The organism is Streptomyces sp. NPDC043861 (genome assembly GCF_056435905.1).
On the sequence record NZ_JBWKDP010000006.1, the window covers coordinates 288,235 to 310,125 of the forward strand.

At 69.7% G+C, this 21,891-nt stretch carries 16 protein-coding genes; 3 read left to right on the top strand and 13 right to left on the bottom strand.

The window, feature by feature from the left end:
• Nucleotides 1–99 precede the first annotated feature (99 nt).
• Nucleotides 100–1,437: a M28 family metallopeptidase gene (locus AC068D_RS17130; protein WP_478823819.1), complete on the top strand. Its 1,338-nt coding sequence runs from the start codon at nucleotides 100–102 to the stop codon at nucleotides 1,435–1,437.
• A 196-nt stretch (nucleotides 1,438–1,633) separates the two neighbouring features.
• Here AC068D_RS17130 and AC068D_RS17135 read toward each other — a convergent pair whose 3' ends face one another.
• The gene (locus AC068D_RS17135) at nucleotides 1,634–2,866 is read right to left on the bottom strand and encodes a LolA family protein (RefSeq protein WP_478823820.1); all 1,233 of its coding nucleotides are present in this window, start codon (nucleotides 2,864–2,866) and stop codon (nucleotides 1,634–1,636) included.
• Nucleotides 2,867–3,251: 385 nt separating this feature from the next.
• Nucleotides 3,252–4,262, bottom strand: coding sequence for a polyprenyl synthetase family protein (locus tag AC068D_RS17140; RefSeq protein WP_478823821.1), 1,011 nt, complete (start codon nucleotides 4,260–4,262; stop codon nucleotides 3,252–3,254).
• Between the two features lie 211 nt (nucleotides 4,263–4,473).
• On the opposite strand from AC068D_RS17140, the gene AC068D_RS17145 reads away from it, so the two are divergent.
• Together AC068D_RS17145 and fahA are read left to right on the top strand one after the other, a co-directional pair.
• Nucleotides 4,474–6,525 (top strand): CocE/NonD family hydrolase, encoded by a 2,052-nt coding sequence (locus AC068D_RS17145; RefSeq protein ID WP_478823822.1) that lies wholly within the window; start codon nucleotides 4,474–4,476, stop codon nucleotides 6,523–6,525.
• A 78-nt stretch (nucleotides 6,526–6,603) separates the two neighbouring features.
• On the top strand, nucleotides 6,604–7,833 hold the full coding sequence (fahA, locus tag AC068D_RS17150; RefSeq protein WP_478823823.1) for a fumarylacetoacetase: 1,230 nt from the start codon (nucleotides 6,604–6,606) through the stop codon (nucleotides 7,831–7,833).
• A gap of 720 nt (nucleotides 7,834–8,553) precedes the next feature.
• Here the strand turns inward: fahA and AC068D_RS17155 are convergent.
• From AC068D_RS17155 to nuoE, 11 genes are all read right to left on the bottom strand, one after another.
• A complete protein-coding gene (locus AC068D_RS17155; protein WP_478823824.1) occupies nucleotides 8,554–8,850 on the bottom strand; it encodes a hypothetical protein in 297 nt (98 codons plus the stop codon).
• Between the two features lie 85 nt (nucleotides 8,851–8,935).
• Nucleotides 8,936–10,585: an NADH-quinone oxidoreductase subunit NuoN gene (nuoN, locus tag AC068D_RS17160; protein WP_478823825.1), complete on the bottom strand. Its 1,650-nt coding sequence runs from the start codon at nucleotides 10,583–10,585 to the stop codon at nucleotides 8,936–8,938.
• Nucleotides 10,582–12,153 (bottom strand): NADH-quinone oxidoreductase subunit M, encoded by a 1,572-nt coding sequence (locus AC068D_RS17165; protein WP_478823826.1) that lies wholly within the window; start codon nucleotides 12,151–12,153, stop codon nucleotides 10,582–10,584. Before AC068D_RS17165 ends, nuoN begins: the two co-directional genes overlap by 4 nt.
• Nucleotides 12,154–12,156: 3 nt before the next feature.
• Complete coding sequence (gene nuoL, locus AC068D_RS17170; protein WP_478823827.1) at nucleotides 12,157–14,061, bottom strand: NADH-quinone oxidoreductase subunit L; 1,905 nt, start codon at nucleotides 14,059–14,061, stop codon at nucleotides 12,157–12,159.
• A 14-nt stretch (nucleotides 14,062–14,075) separates the two neighbouring features.
• Complete coding sequence (gene nuoK / locus AC068D_RS17175; RefSeq protein ID WP_018101339.1) at nucleotides 14,076–14,375, bottom strand: NADH-quinone oxidoreductase subunit NuoK; 300 nt, start codon at nucleotides 14,373–14,375, stop codon at nucleotides 14,076–14,078.
• Nucleotides 14,372–15,238, bottom strand: a complete 867-nt coding sequence (locus AC068D_RS17180; protein WP_478823828.1) for an NADH-quinone oxidoreductase subunit J — start codon at nucleotides 15,236–15,238, stop codon at nucleotides 14,372–14,374. Before AC068D_RS17180 ends, nuoK begins: the two co-directional genes overlap by 4 nt.
• On the bottom strand, nucleotides 15,235–15,834 hold the full coding sequence (nuoI, locus tag AC068D_RS17185; RefSeq protein WP_478823924.1) for an NADH-quinone oxidoreductase subunit NuoI: 600 nt from the start codon (nucleotides 15,832–15,834) through the stop codon (nucleotides 15,235–15,237). Before nuoI ends, AC068D_RS17180 begins: the two co-directional genes overlap by 4 nt.
• Nucleotides 15,821–17,188 carry an NADH-quinone oxidoreductase subunit NuoH gene (nuoH, locus tag AC068D_RS17190; RefSeq protein ID WP_478823829.1) on the bottom strand — a complete coding sequence of 456 codons (1,368 nt, stop codon included), beginning with the start codon at nucleotides 17,186–17,188 and terminating at the stop codon, nucleotides 15,821–15,823. Before nuoH ends, nuoI begins: the two co-directional genes overlap by 14 nt.
• Nucleotides 17,185–19,713 (bottom strand): NADH-quinone oxidoreductase subunit G, encoded by a 2,529-nt coding sequence (locus AC068D_RS17195; RefSeq protein WP_478823830.1) that lies wholly within the window; start codon nucleotides 19,711–19,713, stop codon nucleotides 17,185–17,187. The genes nuoH and AC068D_RS17195 overlap by 4 nt, the downstream gene beginning before the upstream one ends.
• A complete protein-coding gene (nuoF, locus tag AC068D_RS17200) occupies nucleotides 19,710–21,083 on the bottom strand; it encodes an NADH-quinone oxidoreductase subunit NuoF (RefSeq protein ID WP_478823831.1) in 1,374 nt (457 codons plus the stop codon). Before nuoF ends, AC068D_RS17195 begins: the two co-directional genes overlap by 4 nt.
• Nucleotides 21,083–21,889: an NADH-quinone oxidoreductase subunit NuoE gene (gene nuoE / locus AC068D_RS17205; protein ID WP_478823925.1), complete on the bottom strand. Its 807-nt coding sequence runs from the start codon at nucleotides 21,887–21,889 to the stop codon at nucleotides 21,083–21,085. Before nuoE ends, nuoF begins: the two co-directional genes overlap by 1 nt.
• Nucleotides 21,890–21,891: the final 2 nt, after the last annotated feature.

A 21,891-nucleotide genomic window follows, 5' to 3' on the forward strand; every position in this document is an offset into this window, starting at 1 on the left:
CACACCGCACCGAGTACAGCTCCAACACCCTGCGGCACCGCCGTCGCAGGGTGTCTCGCACGTTCCGTCCTGTCCCCGAACGGAATCCGGAGCCCCCACATGACCCACTCCGTGCACAGACGCACCGCGGCAGTCACGGCACTTGCCCTCGCCGGACTGATCGCCGCAGCGGTACCGACCGCAGCCGCAACCTCGACCGCCGACGCTCCGAGCGCCGCCACTTCCCCGGCGGCGCTCGCCGCTCCGGACATCCCGCTCGCCAACGTCAAGGCACATCTCAGCGATCTCCAGTCGATCGCGAGCGCCAACGGCGGAAACCGCGCGCACGGCCGCACCGGCTACAAGGCATCGATCGACCATGTGAAGGCCAAGCTGGACACGGCCGGATTCACCACCACCGTCCAGCAGTTCACGTCCTCGGGCGCCACCGGCTACAACCTGATAGCCGACTGGCCCGGCGGCGACCCCAACCGGGTCCTGATGGCCGGCGCACACCTCGACTCGGTCACCTCGGGTCCCGGCATCAACGACAACGGCTCCGGCTCGGCTGGCGTCCTGGAGACCGCGCTTGCCGTCTCCCGCGCCCAGCTCCAGCCGGACAAGCATCTGCGCTTCGCCTGGTGGGGTGCTGAGGAGCTGGGCCTCGTCGGGTCCCGCTACTACGTCAACAACCTTCCGTCCGCGGACCGTTCGAAGATCACCGGTTACCTCAACTTCGACATGATCGGCTCGGCGAACGCAGGCTACTTCGTCTACGACGACGATCCGACGATCGAGAAGACCTTCAAGGACTACTTCGCGGGCATCAGTGTGCCGACCGAGATCGAGACCGAGGGCGACGGCCGCTCCGACCACGCCTCGTTCAAGAACGTGGGCATACCGGTCGGCGGGCTGTTCACCGGCGCGAGCCGCACGAAGAGCAGCGCACAGGCACAGAAGTGGGGCGGCACGGCCGGCCAGGCCTTCGACCGCTGCTACCACTCCGCGTGCGACACCACTGCGAACATCAACGACACCGCACTCGACCGCAACAGCGATGCGATCGCCCACGCGATCTGGACCCTGTCCGCCGGTACGACGGTCCCGCCGGGCGATGTCTACGAGAGCGCCGCCGATGTCTCCATCCCGGACAACGGCGCCGCCGTCACCTCGTCGGTGACGGTCTCCGGCCGGACCGGAAACGCCCCGGCCGCCCTCGCCGTGGGTGTGGACATCAAGCACTCCTGGCGCGGTGACCTGGTCGTGGACCTGGTGGCACCGGACGGCACGTCGTACCGCCTGAAGAACTCCAGTGGCAGCGACTCGGCCGACAACGTCATCGCGACCTACACGGTGAACGCGTCCAGCGAGGCCGCGAACGGCACCTGGAAGCTGAAGGTCCAGGACGTGGCGGCACAGGACACCGGCTACATCAACAGCTGGAAACTCACCTTCTGAGCCGGCGAGCGCTCGGCCCGGCAGGCGCTGTACGCGCTACCGGCCCTGCAGCGTTCCAGGCTCTCCGTTCCATGGGCCTCGGGCGATGTTTCGGCCCGGCGCCGTCGGGCGTCGTGGCGGCAGCGGCTGGACACACAGGATGCGGGGCACCCCTCGATGGGGCGCCCCGCATCCGTCGTCCCGTACGCCGGGACCGCTACTTCGCCTCGTTCGCTGCCTTGACCAGGGCGTCCTTGGTGACCGCGCCGACGAAGACCTTGCCGTCGTCCGTCATCAGGGCGTTGACCAGACGGGTCGTGAAGACCGTACCCGTGCCGAAGTCACCCTTCACCTGGTCGCCCAGAGCGTCGAGGAACTTGCCGGCCTCCGGCGGTACGTCGCCCTCGCCGGCCTTCGGCGCCTTCATCCCCTCGCCGCCCGGGCCCTTCAGCTGGGCCACGGACGTCCAGCCCTTGCCGATGACGTTCAGGCCGTCGAAGTCCTCCATCCCCTTGAACTCCTCGGGGGACTCGGGCGAAGCGGGCGCCTTCGGGGCTCCCTTCTCCAGCGTGTCGAGGTCGTCCGACTCGGTGACCTTCGCGCCCTTCGGCGGGGCGAAGTCGAAGGTCGAGGCGGCGGGCTTCGAGAAGTCGACCTTGGTGAAGCCCGCGTCGACCGCCGCCTTGCCGCCGTCGTTCGGCAACAGGGTGAACTTCAGCGGCACTCCGTTCTCCGCGTCCACCGCGACCTTGATGGAGCTGATCGTCGAGCCGCTCTGCTTGGGCCTGATGACGAGCTGGTACGCGTCCCGGCCGGCGATACGCCCGGTGCCGTCGACGGTCACCGAGGTCGTGTCGTCCACCGCCTTCAGCGCCTCGTCGGCGAGGTCCTTGGGCGTCGTCGGCAGCTCCTTCGGGGCCGTGCGCTCCCCGCCCTCTCCCTTGTCGCCGTCCTTGCTGTGGACGACCTCGTCCGAGGCACTGTCGTAGGCCCAGACGTCCTCACCGTTGTGGGTGACGCTGTACTCCTCGCCGCCGGAGTGGAACGCGACCCGCTGCTTGTCCGGGCCGTCGGCGGCGACGTCCACCTTGTGCGTCCCGGAAGCCAGCTCCATCAGCCTGGCGTCGGGGGACGCCGAGCCGCCCTTGCCGGCTCCGGGTGCGAGGCTGCTCGCCAGGCCGCCGAGGTCGGGGAGGCCCAGATCCGTGCTGATCTTCACCGTGCCGGAGAGCTGCTGCACATCCGATGCGGCGATCTTCTCGATGAGTTTCTGTGCCGTGATCTTCGGCAGATCGGGGTCGCCTGACGCGGCGAGCGCCGGGACGAGCCCGATGGTCGCCGCGGCAACGCCCGCCACCGCGGCCGGGACGACGTACCGCGCCGCTCTCCGGCGGGCCGGACCGACCTCCTCCGGCTCTTCGGTGATCGATGCGTTCTCGTTCGGTGCCATGGTGTGCCCTACCTCCGTGATAGCGGCGTCGTCCGTCCACACCATCTGACCAAATCGCCCTGCAGAAAGCGTCAGCCCGCGGAATCAACTCCGCGTACTGCTGCGGTATGACCCGGAGGCACCGGAACTCCGCCGACCAGTAGGGGATGTGGTCGTCCGGCCGCTTCTGTGAGGGGCTCGCCGGACCGGGCCACCGCCATGAGTCCTGGCCCGGCGGCGATCCATTTCCGGGCCCCGTACAGCGCAGGTTCCGCCGGTTTCGCGTCAACGGCCCACCACCCGGTACGGCGCAGGGCCCCTGCCCGCCACGACGCGCGGATGCCCACCCGGCACGGAGCCAGGTCCACCCGGCACGGGGCCGTCCCGCAGAGCTTCGGGCAGCGGATCAGCCCGCGCGGTGCACCACGGCGTCGCAGAGCTCCACCAGGGCGGCCTTCGCATAGCCCTCGGGCAGCGGCGCCAGCATGGCCCGCGCCTCCTCCGCGTATCGCACGGTGTCCCGCCGAGCCTGCTCGAGGGCGGGGTGGACACGCAGCCTGGACAGCGCCTCGGCATGCCGGGCGTCGTCCGTCAGGTCCCCGGCCAGCAGGTCGACCAGCTCCAGGTCCTCGGCCCGCCCCTGCGCGGCGGCCTGCTCCCGCAGCCGGAGCACGGGCAGGGTGGGGATGCCCTCGCGCAGATCGGTGCCCGGCGTCTTGCCCGACTCGTGCGAGTCGGAGGCGATGTCGAGAACGTCGTCGGCCAGCTGGAAGGCGACGCCGAGCCGCTCACCGTACTGGGTGAGGATGTCGACGATCCCCTCGTCGGCACCCGACATCATCGCGCCGAAACGGCAGGAGACGGCGACCAGGGAGCCGGTCTTGCCCGCCAGGACGTCGAGGTAGTGCTCGACCGGGTCACGGCCGTCGCGCGGCCCCGCGGTCTCCAGGATCTGGCCGGTGACCAGCCGCTCGAAGGCGCCGGCCTGGATGCGTACGGCCTCGGGTCCCAGGTCGGCCAGGATGTGCGAGGCACGGGCGAAGAGGAAGTCGCCGGTCAGGACGGCCACCGAGTTGCCCCAGCGGGCGTTGGCGCTGTCCACGCCACGGCGCACATCGGCCTCGTCCATCACGTCGTCGTGGTACAGGGTCGCGAGGTGCGTCAGCTCGACGACGACGGCCGAGGGCACGATGCCCGGTGCGTACGGATCGCCGAACTGCGCGGACAGCATCACCAGCAACGGCCGGAAGCGCTTCCCGCCCGCACGGACGAGGTGTTGCGCGGCCTCCGTGATGAAGGGCACCTCGCTCTTGGTGGCATCGAGCAGCCCGGCCTCGACAGCCGCCAATCCGGTCTGGACATCGGCCTCAAGAGCCTGGTCCCGCACGCTCAGCCCGAACGGCCCGACGACGGTCACGAGAGGTACTCCTGTCTGCTGACGATCACACGGATTGTCGATGTGTCGCTGCCATCACTCAAGTCAGCGTATCCGGTCCCCTTTCGATCACCGGCGGCGCCTTCCCGCCGCCGCCGGTATGTTCTTGATCAGGTTGTATGACCGGTAGTAGCGCTTTTGTCCTCAACCGTGACCGGACCCGACCTTCTCTTCGCCGTCCCCCGGGGTTCCCATGCACATCCGCACCTCCTTCCCGTACGAGACCCGCCATGAGGACATCCGTGTCCCGCTGCCGGACGGCACCGGGCTCCATGCACGGGTGTGGCAGCCGCTGACCGACGAGCCCGTCCCCGCGCTCCTCGAATACCTCCCGAGCCGGCTGACCGACAGCACCGCGCCGCGTGACCGGCAGCGTCACCCCTGGTACGCGGGCCACGGCTACGCCTCCGTACGGGTGGACGCCCGCGGGCACGGCAACAGTGAGGGCATGCCGGGCGACCCCAGCTCGGAGGCCGTGGTCGCCGACGGAGTGGCGGTCGTGGAATGGCTCGCCGGCCGGCCCTGGTGCAGCGGCCACGTCGGCATGTTCGGGCTCGGCCCGGGCGGCCTCACCTGTCTGCGCATCGCAGCGCTCGCGCCCGAGCCGCTGAAGGCGATCGTCACGGTCTGCTCCCCCCACGGCGGCCACGGCGACGAGGCGCCTCATCCGGTGGAGGCCCTGCCCGCCACGGAACTGCACGCCCGGGCACCGGCCATGCCGGCCTCCGCCGCCCTCCCACCGGACCCGCTGTTCGCCGGCGATGCGTGGCTTGCCATGTGGCTGAACCGGCTCGAAGCGGTGGAACCCTTCGCCCTCGGCCGGCTCGAGCGCCGGATGCGCGGCGAGGACGGCTTCGACCGCGAAGCCGGCCCGGACCTCGGCGCGATCCGGGCGGCCGTACTGGCTGTGGGCGGCTGGCACGACCCGAACCACGACACGGTGCTGCGGCTGGTCGAATGCCTCGACCCGTCACGGGTACGCGGGCTGATCGGCCCGTGGGCCCATCAGTACCCGGACCGGGAGAGCCCGCCCGGCCCTGCGATCGGCTTCCTCCAGGAGACGCTGCACTGGTGGGACCACTGGCTGAAGGCCGCCTCCGGCAGCAGCCCGGGCAGCGGAGGCACGGACCCGATGTCCTGGCCGCTGCTGCGCTCCTGGATCGGCGATTCCCGCCCGCCCGCGACGACGTACGGCGAACTGCGCGGCCACTGGACAGGCGACGACACCTGGCCGTCCCGGCACATCGCCTCCGTGGAGTACGCGTTCCGGGGCCCGCTCCTTCCCGTCGCATCCCCCCAGCACACGGGAATCGACGCGGGCAGTTCCCTCCCCCGGGGCGGAGACGCCGACCTGCCGCCCGACCAGCGCGAGGAGGACGCCAGATCCGTCTGCTTCGAGTTCGCGGTGTCCGAACCCCTCTCGGTTCTCGGGCGACCCCGGGTGACTCTGCGGCTCCGAACGGACGCCCCCCGAGGGCACGCCGTCGCCCGCCTCTGCGATGTGGCCCCCGACGGCTCGTCCACCCTGATCGCCCGTGGCGCCGCCGGAATCGCAGCCCGAGGCGGACGGGGCGGAGCAGGACGGCCCGGTGGGTCCGAGGACCTCGCCTTCGAGCTGAGCGGCACCGGGTACACCTTCCCGCCCGGCCATCGCATCCGGCTCTCCGTGTCCTCCGCGTACTGGCCACTGCTCTGGCCGGCGGCCGGCCCGACGGTCTTCACTCTCGACCCGGAAGGCTCCTCCCTCGAACTTCCCGTACGCGCCACCACCGCCGAACCGATCGCCTTCGAGGGCCCCGAGCAGTCGGAACCGCTGGGCGTGGTCACCCCGGTCACCCTGGACGCGCCCCGCCCCGCGCGGGTGATCGTCCGCGATGTCGCCAAGGGTGAATGGCGGCTCGAGACCGCCGCCGGCGAAGAGGGCACCCGCGTGTACCCCGACGGACTCGAAGTCACCGAGGAGGCGCTGGAGACGTACACGGTCCAGGAGCGTGATCCGCTGTCCGCCCGTACCCACTCGAACTGGAGGATCCGTCTCCACCGTCCTGACATCGCGTGGGACATCCGCATCGAAGCCCGCTCCGAAATCGCCTGCGACACCACCGACTTCCTCACCTCGGACGAGGTGGTGTGCCGTCAGGGGCAGGAGGTGGTGTTCCACCGCACCTGGGAAAGGCGGATCCCCCGCGCGGCCGCCCCCGCCGCCTCGTCCGTCCGGGGGGCGCGGCGGCCGACCGGGGACTGACGCCAAGTGGGCGCTGACGCCGGGTGCACCAGCCACGTAACGTGTCCCCCACACACGTGGAAAGCGAGGCAAGCACCGATGCCCGAGCAGAGCCCGCTCGATCTGGCCGAGGGCGACCCCTTCGGCCCGCACAACCTGCCGTACGGCGTCTTCACCACCGCCGCCGAGCCCGACCGGCGGCGCGTCGGGGTCAGGATCGGCGACTACGTGCTCGACGCCGGTGCGGCGGCACACACGCTCGGGTCCCCCTACGCGGCGCTGCTCGCGCAGCCGAGCCTCGGGCCGCTGCTCGCGGCGGGCCGCACGGCCTGGCGCGACGTACGGCGCGCGCTGACCGCATGGGTGACGGTGCCCGCACACCGCCAGGACATCGAGCCGCTGCTGTACCCGCTCGGCTCGGTCACCCTGCACCTTCCGTACGAGGTCGCCGACTACGTCGACTTCTACTCGAGCGAACACCACGCCACCAATGTGGGGCACATGTTCCGCCCCGACGGCGACCCGCTGACCCCGAACTGGAAGCACATTCCGATCGGTTACCACGGCCGCTCCGGCACGGTCGTCGTCTCCGGCACGGACGTGATCCGCCCCTCGGGCCAGCGCAAGGCCCCCGCCGACGCGGCGCCCGTCTTCGGTCCCTCCGTCAAGCTGGACATCGAGGCGGAGGTCGGCTTCGTCGTCGGCACTCCCACCGAGCTGGGCCGGCCGGTCCCCCTGTCCGCCTTCCGCGACCATGTCTTCGGACTGCAGCTCCTCAACGACTGGTCCGCACGCGACATCCAGGCCTGGGAGTACGTCCCCCTCGGGCCGTTCCTCGGCAAGTCCTTCGCCACGTCGGTCTCCGCCTGGGTCACCCCGCTGGAGGCCCTCGACGCCGCCCGCGTGGGCCCGCCCCCGCGCGACTTCGACCTGCTCCCCTATCTGGACGACGCCGGCGACGAGGAGCCGGGCGGTTTCGACCTGCGGATCTCGGTCTCGATCAACGGGCAGATCGTCAGCGAGCCGCCTTTCGCCACCATGTACTGGACGGCCGCCCAGCAGCTCACCCACATGACCGTCAACGGCGCCTCGCTCCGCACCGGCGATCTGTACGGCTCCGGAACGGTGAGCGGCCCCGACGTCCACCAGCGCGGCTCCCTCCTCGAGCTCACCTGGAACGGCCGGGACCCGCTGGAGCTGCCGTTCGGGAAGCGGACGTTCCTGGAGGACGGCGACGAGGTCACCATGACCGCCTGGGCGCCGGGGCCGGACGGTGTCCGGGTCGGCCTCGGCGAGGTCACCGGGCGGATCACCCCCGCCGCCGACTAGGGCTGTGACCGGATAGGTCTGCCGGGAAGCTAGTGCTGTGACCGGATAGGTTCACCGGCTCGCGACGCCCTGCACGGCACCTCGCTGCGTTGTCGAATCACCCGAGTACATCCAGTACGAGGGCGATACTCCGCCTTGCGATGCACCGCACCGGACGCCGCGAGCTTCCCGGCAAACCTATCCGGTCACAGCACTAGCGGCGTCCAATGCGTATCAAAACGGTCCGGGCCCTTGTCCCGGTCGAGGCCTTCACCGCTCTGTCGACGGCCGTCGGCGACCCTGCCCGCGAGGTCCGGGTCGCCTCGGCGATGGCCTCGCGGCGGTCGGCGCCCACGCCCGGGGTGACCGGGACCCTGGCCCGGCTGACGGGGGACGAGGACGCGCTCGTATGTGCCGCCGCGTTCGACGCCATCGGGTCGACGGACTGCCCGCCCCCTCTCCGCGGCAGCGGCCGTCGCGGCCCTGGGCGACCCGGCCTGGCAGGTGGGCGCGGGCGCCCACCTGCCAGGCGGGCGCGGGCGCCGCGGCCGCGCTCGGGACCGCGGCAGCCTATGTCGCCGCACCCGCCCTCGGCGGGGCACTTGCCGACCCCCCACGCCGATGTCCGCAAGGCCGCCGTACTGACACTGCTCCGGCACGACCATTCCGGCGCCCGCGCCGCACTCGCGACGGCCACGAGCGACCCGGACGCCGATGTACGGGCCTACGCGGCCCGGAGCCTCACCACTGCTCGGCCAGCCTGAGCCCCAGGACGATCACCGAGGACACCAGTACGGTAAGGACCCAGACCGCGACCCACGGCCGGCGGCGGTTCCGCAGATGCCCGACCGAGGCGGTGATCTCGACGACGGTGGCGATCACTCCCAGAGTGCCGATGACCGCCGCGGTCCAGTAGGCCCAGGCGTGCTCGCCCAGAAAGCGAAGCAGGAGGAGAGCCGGGAGGAGCAGCACCGCGGGCCAGGTGTCGGCGGTGCTCGAAGTCCGCTGCTGTTCCTCTTGCCTCGCTGGTGCTTCCATGGTGTCCCCCGTGTCAATGATCAAGGTCCGGCGCCCTGGAGGACGCCGGACCTCGACCGTTGGTTGCCTCGGAGCGGGGACGGGATCAGCGCACGAACACGCTGGCCTGCCCCGCGAGATCCAGGAAGTACTGCGGGGCCACACCCAGCACCACCGTGACCGCGACACCCACCGCGATCGTGGTCATGGTGAGCGGCGACGGGACGGCGACCGTCGGCCCCTCGGGCTTCGGCTCGCTGAAGAACATCAGCACGATCACCCGGATGTAGAAGAACGCGGCGATCGCGGACGAGATCACACCGACCACGACCAGCACGCCCGCGCCGCCCGCCGCCGCCGCGCTGAAGACGGCGAACTTCCCGGAGAAGCCCGACGTGAGCGGGATTCCGGCGAAGGCCAGCAGGAAGACCGCGAAGACCGCCGCCACGAGTGGTGAACGCCTGCCAAGCCCCGCCCATTTGGACAGATGCGTGGCCTCGCCGCCCGCGTCCCGGACGAGAGTGACGACCGCGAAGGCGCCGATGGTCACGAAGGAGTACGCGACCAGGTAGAAGAGCACCGAAGAGACGCCTTCGGGCGTGACCGCGATGACACCGGCGAGGATGAAGCCGGCGTGTGCGATCGACGAGTACGCCAGCAGCCGCTTGATGTCGGTCTGGGTGATCGCGACGATGGCACCGCCCAGCATGGTGACGATCGCGATCGCCCACATGATCGGCCGCCAGTCCCAGCGCAGCCCGGGCAGCACCACATAGAGCAGCCGGAGCAGTGCCCCGAACGCCGCAACCTTGGTGGCCGCCGCCATGAAGCCGGTGACCGGCGTGGGTGCACCCTGATAGACGTCCGGGGTCCACATGTGGAACGGCACCGCGCCCACCTTGAAGAGCAGGCCCATCAGGAGCAGCGCCCCACCGATGAGCAGCAGTGCGTCGTTGCCCATGGTGGAGGCGAGCGCCGGGTCGATGGTCTGGATGCTGCCGTCGACCACACCGGCGATCTTCGCGTAGGACACCGAGCCTGCGTATCCGTACAGCAGCGCGATGCCGAAGAGCAGGAACGCCGACGAGAACGCGCCGAGCAGGAAGTACTTCACCGCTGCTTCCTGCGACATGAGCCGCTTGCGGCGGGCCAGGGCGCACAGCAGGTAGAGGGGCAGGGAGAGCACCTCGAGCGCGATGAACAGCGTCAGCAGGTCGTTCGCCGCGGGGAAGACGAGCATGCCGGAGATCGCGAACAGGGCGAGCGGAAACACCTCGGTGGTGGTGAACCCGGCCTTGACCGCGGCCTTTTCGCTGTCGCTCCCCGGCACGGACGCAGCCTGCGCGGCGAAGGAGTCGACACGGTTGCCGTGTGCCTTCGGGTCGAGGTGCCGTTCGGCGAAGGTGAAGATCGCGACGAGCGAGGCCAGCAGGATCGTGCCCTGCAGGAACAGCGCGGGTCCGTCGACCGCGATGGCTCCCATCGCTGCGATGTGTGCCTTGGTGGTGCCGTACCCCCCGGCGGCCAGGCCGACGACCGCGGCGAACGCGGCCGCCAGTGCGACGACCGACAGGAACACCTGGGTGTGGTAGCGACCCTTGCGCGGGACGAAGGCCTCGACCAGCACGCCCACGATCGCAGCGCCGACCACGATGAGGGTGGGGGCGAGCTGCGCGTACTCGATGTGCGGGGCCGGGATCCTGTCCAATGGCTCGGCCGCCGTCGTCCACAGGCTGTGGACAGCTGTCGTGCTCACTTGGCCGCCTCCACCTCGGGCTGGGGGTCCTTCTTCTGTACGTCGGACATGGTGTGCTCCACCGCCGGGTTGACGATCTTTGTCAGCGGCTGCGGATAGACGCCGAGGAGGATCAGCAAGGCGATCAGCGGGGTGACCACCAGCAGCTCGCGCAGGCGCAGATCCGGCAGCGTCCGCACCTCCTCCTTCACCGGGCCCGTCATCGTCCGCTGATAGAGCACCAGGGTGTAGAGCGCGGCGAGCACGATGCCGAAGGTGGCGATGATGCCGACCACCGGATAGCGGGTGAACGTGCCGACCAGGACGAGGAATTCACTGACGAAGGGTGCGAGCCCCGGCAGTGACAGGGTCGCCAGGCCGCCGATGAGGAAGGTGCCCGCGAGGACCGGGGCGACCTTCTGCACTCCGCCGTAGTCGGCGATGAGCCGCGAGCCGCGCCGCGAGATCAGGAAGCCGGCCACCAGCATCAGCGCGGCCGTCGAGATCCCGTGGTTGACCATGTACAGCGTCGCGCCCGACTGGCCCTGGCTCGTCATCGCGAAGATGCCCATGACGATGAAGCCGAAGTGCGAGATCGACGCATAGGCGATCAGACGCTTGATGTCCCGCTGGCCCACGGCGAGCAGCGCCCCGTAGACAATGCTGATCAGCGCCAGGACGAGGATCACCGGCGTCGCCCACTCCGAGGCCTCGGGGAACAGCCCCAGGCAGAAGCGGAGCATCGCGAAGGTGCCGACCTTGTCGACGACCGCGGTGATCAGCACGGCGACCGGGGCGGTCGCCTCGCCCATGGCATTGGGCAGCCATGTGTGCAGCGGCCACAGCGGCGCCTTCACCGCAAAGGCGAAGAAGAAACCGAGGAACAACAGCCGCTCGGTGGTGGACGACATGTCCAGCGTCCCGTTGGCGCGGGCCTCGGCGATCTCCGTCAGCGAGAAGTTCCCTGCGACGACGTAGAGCCCGATCACCGCCGCCAGCATGATCAGCCCGCCCACGAGGTTGTAGAGCAGGAACTTCACGGCGGCGTAGGAACGCTGGGCCGCCGCGTTCTCCTCGCTGCCCGCGTGGGCACGGTCCCCGAAGCCGCCGATGAGGAAGTACATCGGGATGAGCATGGCCTCGAAGAGGATGTAGAAGAGGAAGACGTCGGTGGCCTCGAAGGAGAGGATCACCATCGCCTCGACGGAGAGGATCAGGGCGAAGAAGCCCTGCGTCGGCCGCCAGCGCTTGGACCGGGTTTCCAGGGGGTCGGCGTCGTGCCAGCCCGCCAGGATGATGAACGGGATCAGCACCGCGGTCAGCGCGATGAGCGCCACCCCGATACCGTCCACGCCCAGCTCGTACCGCACACCGAAGTCCTTGATCCAGGCGTGGGACTCGGTGAGTTGGTAGCGTTCGCCGCCGGGCTCGAACCGGACGGCGATGACCGCAGCCAGGACGAGCGTGGCGAGCGAGACGAGCAGCGCCAGCCACTTGGCGGCGGTCCGCCGGGTGGCCGGGACTGCGGCGGTGGCGATCGCACCGACCGCCGGGAGCGCCGCGGTCATGGTCAGGAGAGGGAACGACATCGGTTACACCGCCCTCATCAGCAGGGTCGCGGCGATGAGCACCGCCGTACCTCCGAACATCGTGACCGCGTAGGAGCGGGCGTAGCCGTTCTGCAGTTTGCGGAGCCGTCCGGAGAGTCCGCCGAACGATGCCGCCGTGCCGTTGACGACTCCATCGACCAGGGTGTGGTCCACATACACCAGCGAGCGGGTGAGGTGCTCGCCGCCGCGGACCAGGACCACATGGTTGAAGTCGTCCTGGAGAAGGTCGCGTCGGGCGGCCCGGGTGAGCAGCGACCCCCGTGGGGCGACCACCGGGACCGGACGGCGCCCGTACTGGACGTAGGCGAGCGCGACACCGATGACCATCACCACCACCGTGGCGGTCGTCACGGCACCCGCGCTGATCGGTGAGTGACCGTGCTCGAAGCCGGTGACCGGATCCAGCCACTTCACGAACGACTCGTGGAACGAGAACAGTCCGCCCGCGAAGACCGACCCGAAGGCGAGCACGATCATCGGGATGGTCATCGTCCGCGGGGACTCGTGCGGATGCGGCAGATCGCCGCTCTCGTCGGGCTGCCAGCGCTTCTCGCCGAAGAAGGTCATCAGCATCACCCGGGTCATGTAGTACGCCGTGATGGCAGCGCCCAGCAGCGTGACCGCGCCGAGGATCCAGCCCTCGGTACCGCCCTTGGCGAAGGCCGCCTCGATGATCTTGTCCTTGGAGAAGAAGCCGGACAGGCCGGGGAATCCGATGATCGCGAGATAGCCGAGGCCGAAGGTGACGAAGGTGATCGGCATGTACGTGCGCAGTCCGCCGTACTTCCTCATGTCCACCTCGTCGTTCATGCCGTGCATGACCGACCCGGCGCCGAGGAAGAGCCCGGCCTTGAAGAAGCCGTGCGTCACCAGATGCATGATCGCGAAGACATAGCCGATCGGGCCGAGGCCGGCGGCCAGGATCATGTAGCCGATCTGCGACATCGTCGAACCGGCCAGTGCCTTCTTGATGTCGTCCTTCGCACAACCGACGATCGCACCGAAGAGCAGCGTGACCGCGCCGACCACCACGACGACGAGCTGTGCGTCCGGTGACGCGTCGAAGATCGCGCCGGAGCGGACGATCAGATAGACACCGGCGGTCACCATCGTCGCCGCGTGGATCAGGGCCGAGACCGGAGTCGGGCCCTCCATCGCATCCCCGAGCCAGGACTGCAGCGGCACCTGGGCGGACTTGCCGCAGGCGCCGAGCAGCAGCAGCAGGCCGATGGCCGTCAACATGCCCTCGGAGGCCCTGTCCGTGGACGCCAGCACCGGCCCGAAGGCGAAGGTCCCGAAGGTGGTGAACATCAGCATGATGGCGATGGACAGGCCCATGTCGCCGACCCGGTTGACCAGGAAGGCCTTCTTGGCCGCCGTCGCCGCGCTGGGCTTGTGCTGCCAGAACCCGATGAGCAGGTACGACGCGAGGCCGACGCCCTCCCAGCCGACGTACAGCAGCAGATAGTTGTCGGCGAGCACCAGCAGGAGCATCGCCGCGAGGAACAGGTTGAGATAGCCGAAGAAGCGGCGGCGGCGCTCGTCGTGCTCCATGTACCCGACCGAGTACAGGTGGATGAGCGAGCCGACTCCGGTGATCAGCAGGACGAAGGTCATCGACAGCTGGTCGAGCTGGAAGGCGACGTCCGCCTGGAATCCCTCGACCGGGATCCAGCTGTACAGATACTGGGTCAGGTTGCGGTCGTCGCCCGGCCTGCCCAGCATGTCGGCGAACAGCACGACGCCGATCACGAAGGAGACGGCGGCGAGCGCCGTGCCGATCCAGTGGCCCGTACGGTCGAGCCGGCGCCCGCCGCACAGCAGCAGGGCCGCTCCGAGCAGGGGCGCCGCGATCAGCAGCGCAATGAGGTTCTCTGCGTTGTCCACGAGTCTGCGACCCCTTACAGCTTCATCAGGCTGGCGTCGTCGACCGAGGCCGAGTGGCGGGAACGGAAGAGCGAGACGATGATCGCGAGTCCGACGACGACCTCAGCGGCGGCGACGACCATCGTGAAGAAGGCGATGATCTGCCCGTCGAGATTGCCGTGCATCCGGGAGAAGGTGACGAACGCGAGATTGCAGGCGTTGAGCATCAGCTCGACGCACATGAAGACGACGATCGCGTTCCGCCTGATCAGCACGCCCGCCGCACCGATGGTGAACAACAGGGCGGCAAGGTAGAGGTAGTTGACCGGATTCACCGCTTGGCCTCCTTTCCGTCGCGCCGTCCGTCCCGGGCGGGCTCGTCCCGGTCGGGCTCGTCCCGGTCGCGTCCGAGGCGCTCCTCCGAGCGCTGCTCCAGCGCCTTGAGGTCGTTCAGCGCTTCGCCGGACACGTCACGGATCTGACCTCGTGCGCGCAGCGTCTTGTTGACGGTGAGCTCGGACGGGGTGCCGTCCGGGAGCAGACCCGCGATGTCCACCGCGTTGTGCCGGGCGTACACGCCGGGGGCGGGAAGCGGCGGCAGGTGCTTGCCCTCGCGGACGCGCTGCTCGGCCAGCTCCCGCTGGGTCCTGGCGCGCTCGGTGCGCTCGCGGTGGGTGAGGACCATCGCGCCGACGGCCGCCGAGATCAGCAGCGCGCCGGTGATCTCGAAGGCGAAGACGTACTTGGTGAAGATGAGGGCGGCCAGACCCTCGACGTTGCCGCCCGCATTGGCCTGGCCCAGCCCGACGAACGATCCCGAGGTCAGCGAGGCGTTGCCGATACCGGCGATCAGCAGAACCCCGAAGCCGAGTCCGCAGAGCGCCGCCCACCAGCGCTGCCCCTTGATGGTCTCCTTGAGGGAGTCCGCGGCCGTCACACCGACGAGCATGACGACGAAGAGGAACAGCATCATGATCGCGCCGGTGTAGACGACGATCTGGACGATGCCCAGGAAGTAGGCGCCGTTGGCGAGATAGAAGACCGCCAGGACGATCATGGTCCCGGCGAGGCACAGCGCGCTGTGCACGGCCTTCCTCATCAGGATGGTGCACAGCGCACCGACGACGGCGACCGTGCCCAGCACCCAGAACTGGACGGCCTCGCCGGTCGAGGTGGCCGCGGCGAGCGTGGCACTCATGCGTCCACCCCCTGATCTTCCGGCTTCTCGCCCTTGGAGGTGGCGACCTGGCGCTCGGTGCCGGGGGCGGCCTCGGTGACCAGGCCCCGGTAGTAGTCCTGTTCGTCCGTGCCGGGGTGGATCGCGTGCGGGGTGTCGACCATGCCCGGCTCGAGTCCCGCGAGCAGCTGCTCCTTCGTGTAGATCAGGTTCTCTCGGGAGCTGTCGGCCAGTTCGAACTCGTTGGTCATCGTGAGCGCCCGGGTCGGGCATGCCTCGATGCACAGTCCGCACAGGATGCAGCGGGCGTAGTTGATCTGGTACACCCGGCCGTACCGCTCGCCGGGCGAGTAACGCTCCTCGTCGGTGTTGTCCGCGCCTTCCACGTAGATGGCGTCCGCGGGGCAGGCCCAGGCGCACAGCTCGCAGCCGATGCACTTCTCCAGCCCGTCCGGGTGCCGGTTGAGCTGGTGCCGGCCGTGGAAGCGCGGCGCCGTCGTCTTCTGCTGCTCCGGGTACTGCTCGGTCAGCCGCTTCTTGAACATGGCCTTGAAGGTCACGCCGAAGCCGGCAACCGGGTTCTGGAACGAGCTCTCGGATTCCTCAGACACCGTCAGCCTCCTTTCCGTCACGAGGACCGTCACTGTCAGTATTCGTGCCGCCACTGACAATCAGCTCGCGGTCGCGGCGCGGCCGCCTGCGCGGCACGGGTGGCAACTCCTGCCCGGGCAGCGGAGGCACCGGGAATCCGCCCGCCATCGGGTCGAAGGGCGCCGGTGCCGCCGCCTCTTCGCCGGCCTGTTCACCCTTGCCGCGGAAGAGGTCGACGACGAAGGACAGCAGCAGCACGGCGAGGACGGCCCCGCCCACGTACAGCACGATCTGGGTGAAGTCCCGGCCGTCGTTGCGCAGCGCCCGTACGGTCGCGACCAGCATCAGCCAGACGACCGAAACGGGGATGAGCACCTTCCAGCCGAGCCTCATCAGCTGGTCGTAGCGGACGCGCGGGAGCGTGCCGCGCAGCCAGATGAAGAAGAACAGCAGCAGCTGGACCTTGATGACGAACCAGAGCATCGGCCACCAGCCGTGGTTCGCCCCCTCCCAGAAGGTGCTGATCGGGTAGGGGGCCCGCCAGCCACCGAGGAAGAGCGTGACCGAGACCGCCGAGACGGTGACCATGTTGACGTACTCGGCGAGCATGAACAGCGCGAACTTGATGGAGGAGTACTCGGTGTTGAACCCGCCGACCAGGTCGCCCTCGGACTCCGGCATGTCGAACGGAGCCCGGTTGGTCTCGCCGACCATCGTCACGATGTAGATCAGGAACGAGACCGGCAGCAGCACGATGTACCAGCGGTCCGCCTGCGCCTCGACGATCGCCGAGGTCGACATCGACCCGGAGTAGAGGAAGACGGAGGCGAAGGCCGCGCCCATGGCGATCTCGTACGAGATCATCTGCGCGCAGGACCGCAGTCCGCCGAGCAGCGGATAGGTCGAGCCGGACGACCAGCCCGCCAGCACGATGCCGTAGATGCCGACCGAGGCGACCGCGAGGATGTAGAGCATCGCGATCGGCAGATCGGTGAGCTGCATCGTGGTCCGCTGGCCGAAGATCGAGATCTCGTTGTCGGCTGGACCGAAGGGGATCACGGCGATCGCCATGAAAGCGGGGATCGCGGCGACGACCGGAGCAAGGATGTAGACCACCTTGTCCGCACGCTTGACGATCACGTCCTCCTTGAGCATCAGCTTGACGCCGTCCGCAAGGGACTGGAGGAGGCCCCAGGGACCGTGCCGGTTGGGGCCGATGCGCAGCTGCATCCAGGCGACGACCTTGCGCTCCCACACGATGGAGAACAGCACGGTCACCATCAGGAAGGCGAAGCAGAAGACCGCCTTGATGACGACGAGCCACCAGGGATCCCGTCCGAAGAGCGAGAGGTCCTCGGCGGCGAGGAGGATCGGGTTCATGCGCGCACCTCCGGTACGTCGTCACTGCCGACGGCCTCCGGGCCGGCGGCAGCAGCCGGACCGATGCGGACGAGCCGGCCGGGCGCCACGCCCGAGTCGTTCAGCACCCCGCCGCCCGTCGAGTTGAGCGGAAGCCAGACCACCCGGTCGGGCATCTCGGTCACCTGCAGCGGGAGTTGTACGGAACCGGCCGGTCCGGTGACGGCGAGGACATCGCCGTCCTTGACTCCGGTCTCCGCCGCGGTGGCGGCGGAGAGACGGGCGACCGCCGCATGCCGGGTGCCGGCCAGCGCATCGTCGCCCTCCTGGAGCAGCCCCTGGTCGAGCAGCATCCGGTGGCCCGCGAGCACCGCCTCGCCCGCGCCGGCGCGCGGCACCGGCCGGGCGGTCTCGGCGGGCGCGGAGGCCCGCGGCCCCTGCCATCCACCGAGCCGGTCCATCTCCCGCCGCGCCGACCGCAGATCCGGCAGCGCGAGGTGCACGTCCAGGGCGTCGGCGAGCATGTGCAGCACGCGGGCGTCCGTGGGCGGCAGTGGCCGGGTCATCTGGTCGGGCTTCAGCGCGGCTTCGAAGAGCCGTGCCCTGCCCTCCCAGTTGAGGAAGGTTCCGGGCTTCTCTGCGACGGCTGCAACCGGGAAGACCACGTCGGCGCGCGAGGTCACCTCGCTCGGCCGCAGTTCCAGCGAGACGAGGAAGCCCACCGCGTCGAACGCCTCGCGTGCGCGTGCGGGATCGGGCAGATCCGCGGTCTCGACGCCCGCGATGACCAGGGCACCCAGCTCACCGGTGGCCGCCGCCTCGACGATCTGGCCGGTGTCGCGGCCGTAGCGGTGCGGCAGTTCGCGTACGCCCCAGGCCGCCGCGGTCTCCTCACGGGCCCGCGGGTCGGTGGCGGGACGGCCGCCGGGCAGCAGCGACGGAATCGCGCCCGCCTCGACGGCGCCGCGCTCGCCCGCCCGGCGCGGGATCCACACCAGCCCGGCACCGGTCGCGGTGGCGGTCCGTACCGCTGCCGTCAGGGCGCCGGGCACTCCGGCGAGCCGCTCGCCGACGACGATCACGGCTCCGGGAGCGCGCAGTGCCTCGGCCGCAGCGGCGCCGTCCGCGTCGAGCCCTGTACCGGACGCGAGCGCGTTCAGCCACTCGGTCTCGGTGCCGGGGGCCGCAGGCAGCAGAACGCCTCCGGCCTTCGTCAGACCACGGGTGGCGTACGGGGCGAGGGCGAAGGTCCGCTGGCCGTGCTTGCGGGAGGCCTTGCGCAGCCTCAGGAAGACACCGGGGGCCTCCTCCTCGGACTCGAAGCCCGCGAGCAGCACGGCGGGGGCAGCCGTCAGGGAGGTGTAGGTGACTCCCTTGCCGTCCAGATCCCGGCCGTGGCCGGCCACCGACGACGCCAGGAAGTCGGCCTCCTCGGCGGAGTGCACCCGTGCACGGAAGTCGATGTCGTTGGTGTCGAGGGCGATCCGCGCGAACTTGGCGTACGCGTAGGCGTCCTCGACGGTGAGCCGGCCGCCGGTCAGCACCGCCGCCCTGCCGCGCGCGGCGGCGAGTCCGGTGGCCGCCGCCTCCAGGGCCTCGGGCCAGCTCGCCGGCTCCAGCTCGCCCGTCTCCTTGTTCCGTACGAGCGGAGTGGTGAACCGGTCGCGCTGCTGGGCGTAGCGGAAGCCGAAACGGCCCTTGTCGCAGATCCACTCCTCGTTGACCTCGGGGTCGTCGGCGGCGAGCCGGCGCATGACCTTGCCACGCCGGTGGTCGGTGCGGGTGGCACAACCACCGGCGCAGTGCTCGCACACCGAGGGCGACGACACCAGGTCGAAGGGGCGGGAGCGGAAGCGGTACGCCGCCGAGGTCAGCGCGCCGACCGGGCAGATCTGGATGGTGTTCCCGGAGAAGTACGACTCGAAGGGGTCGCCCTCACCGGTGCCGACCTGCTGGAGCGCACCGCGCTCGAGGAGCTCGATCATCGGGTCTCCGGCGATCTGGTTCGAGAAGCGGGTGCAGCGCGCGCACAGCACGCACCGTTCGCGGTCGAGCAGCACCTGGGTGGAGATGTTGACGGGCTTCTCGTACGTCCGCTTCCTGCCCTCGAAGCGGGACTCGGCCTGGCCGTGCGACACGGCCTGGTTCTGCAGGGGGCACTCGCCGCCCTTGTCGCAGACCGGGCAGTCGAGGGGGTGGTTGATGAGCAGCAGCTCCATGACGCCCTGCTGCGCCTTCTCGGCGACGGGCGAGGTGAGCTGTGACTTCACCACCATCCCATCGGTGCAGGTGATGGTGCAGGAGGCCATCGGCTTGCGCTGGCCCTCGACCTCGACGATGCACTGCCGGCAGGCGCCGACCGGGTCGAGGAGGGGGTGGTCGCAGAACCGGGGAATCTCGATGCCGAGCAGTTCGGCGGCGCGGATGACCAGAGTGCCCTTGGGCACGCTGATCTCGATGCCGTCGATGGTCAGGGAGACCAGGTCCTCGGGCGGGACGGCGGCCTCGCCGCCCCCGGAGGGAGCGCTATTCGTGGTCACAGTCATGCGTTCACCTCCATGGTGTCGGCGGGCCGGTCCGCCCAGGCGGTGGACTTCGCCGGGTCGAAGGGGCAGCCCTTGCCGCGAATGTGCTGCTCGTACTCGTCCCGGAAGTACTTCAGGGAGGAGAAGATCGGCGAGGCGGCGCCGTCGCCGAGGGCACAGAACGACTTGCCGTTGATGTTGTCGGCGATGTCGTTCAGCTTGTCGAGGTCGCTCATGGTGCCGGCCCCGTTCTCGATGTCATGCAGCAACTGGACGAGCCAGTAGGTGCCTTCGCGGCAGGGCGTGCACTTGCCGCAGGACTCGTGGGCGTAGAACTCGGTCCAGCGGGTGACGGCCCGTACGACACAGGTCGTCTCGTCGAAGCACTGGAGTGCCTTGGTGCCGAGCATCGACCCGGCGGCTCCCACGCCCTCGTAGTCCAGCGGGACATCGAGGTGCTCGTCGGTGAACATCGGGGTGGACGAGCCGCCCGGTGTCCAGAACTTGAGCCGGTGGCCGGGGCGCATCCCGCCGCTCATGTCGAGCAGCTGGCGCAGGGTGATGCCGAGCGGTGCCTCGTACTGCCCGGGTCCGGCGACGTGGCCGCTCAGCGAGTACAGCGTGAAGCCCGGGGACTTCTCGCTGCCCATCGAACGGAACCAGTCCTTGCCCTTGTTGAGGATCGCGGGAACCGAGGCGATGGACTCGACGTTGTTCACCACAGTGGGGCACGCGTACAGACCGGCGACCGCGGGGAAGGGGGGACGCAGCCGGGGCTGGCCGCGCCTGCCTTCCAGGGAGTCCAGCAGCGCGGTCTCCTCACCGCAGATGTACGCGCCCGCGCCCGCGTGCACGGTGAGCTCGAGATCGAGCCCGCTGCCGAGGATGTTCTTGCCGAGGTAGCCGGCCTCGTACGCCTCACGCACCGCCTCGTGCAGCCTGCGCAGTACGGGGACGACCTCACCCCGCACATAGATGAAGGCGTGGTTGGACCGGATCGCATAGCAGGCGATCACGATTCCCTCGATGAGGGAGTGCGGGTTGGCGAAGAGGAGCGGGATGTCCTTGCAGGTCCCCGGCTCCGATTCGTCGGCGTTGACGACGAGGTAGTGGGGTTTGCCGTCGCCCTGGGGAATGAACTGCCACTTCATTCCGGTGGGGAAGCCCGCACCGCCACGGCCGCGCAGACCGGAATCCTTGACGTAGGCGATGAGATCGTCCGGGGTCATCGCGAGGGCCTTGCGCAGGCCTTCGTAGCCCTCGTGGCGCAGGTAGGTGCTCAGGGTCCAGGACTCGGGCTGGTCCCAGAAGGCGGACAGCACGGGCACGAGCAGCTTCTCGGGGCTCGCCTCTCCACCGGCCTCCGGTCCGTACTCGGTGGACACGGTCATCACTCCCCCTCCTCGGAAACCGGGCCGGCCGGGTGGGCCGGGTCGGACGCCGATGTCTGCTGCGGCGCGTCATGCGAACTGAGGTGGTCGGACGGCGTCCCGTCCTGCGGGGCGGCGCCACGCGGGTGGACCACGCGCGGCTGCGGCGACTCGCCCCTGGCCAGCCGGAGTCCGATCAGTGACGCCGGGCCCGCACCACCGGTCGCGTCGACGGCACCGGGGCGCTCGTCGGGGAAGCCGGCCAGGATGCGCGCGGTCTCCTTGAAGGTGCACAGCGGGGCGCCGCGGGTCGGCTCGACGGTGCGCCCGGCCCTCAGGTCGTCGACGAGCTGTCGTGCCGATTCGGGCGTCTGGTTGTCGAAGAACTCCCAGTTGACCATCACGACCGGGGCGAAGTCGCAGGCCGCGTTGCACTCGATGTGCTCGAGCGTGATCTTGCCGTCCTCGGTGGTCTCGCTGTTGCCGACGCCGAGATGCTCCTTGAGCTCCGAGAAGATGGCGTCGCCGCCCATCACCGCGCAGAGCGTGTTGGTGCACACGCCCACCTGGTAGTCGCCGGAGGGCTTGCGCCGGTACATCGTGTAGAAGGTGGCGACGGCCGTGACCTCCGCCGTCGTCAGCCCCAGCAGCTCCGCGCAGAAACGCATCCCGGTGCGGGTGACATGGCCCTCCTCCGACTGCACGAGGTGGAGCAGCGGCAGCAGCGCGGACCGGCTGTCCGGGTAGCGGCCGATGACCTCCTTGGCGTCGGCCTCGAGCCTGGCCCGTACGTCGGCCGGGTAGTCGGGTGCGGGGAGCTGGGGCATCC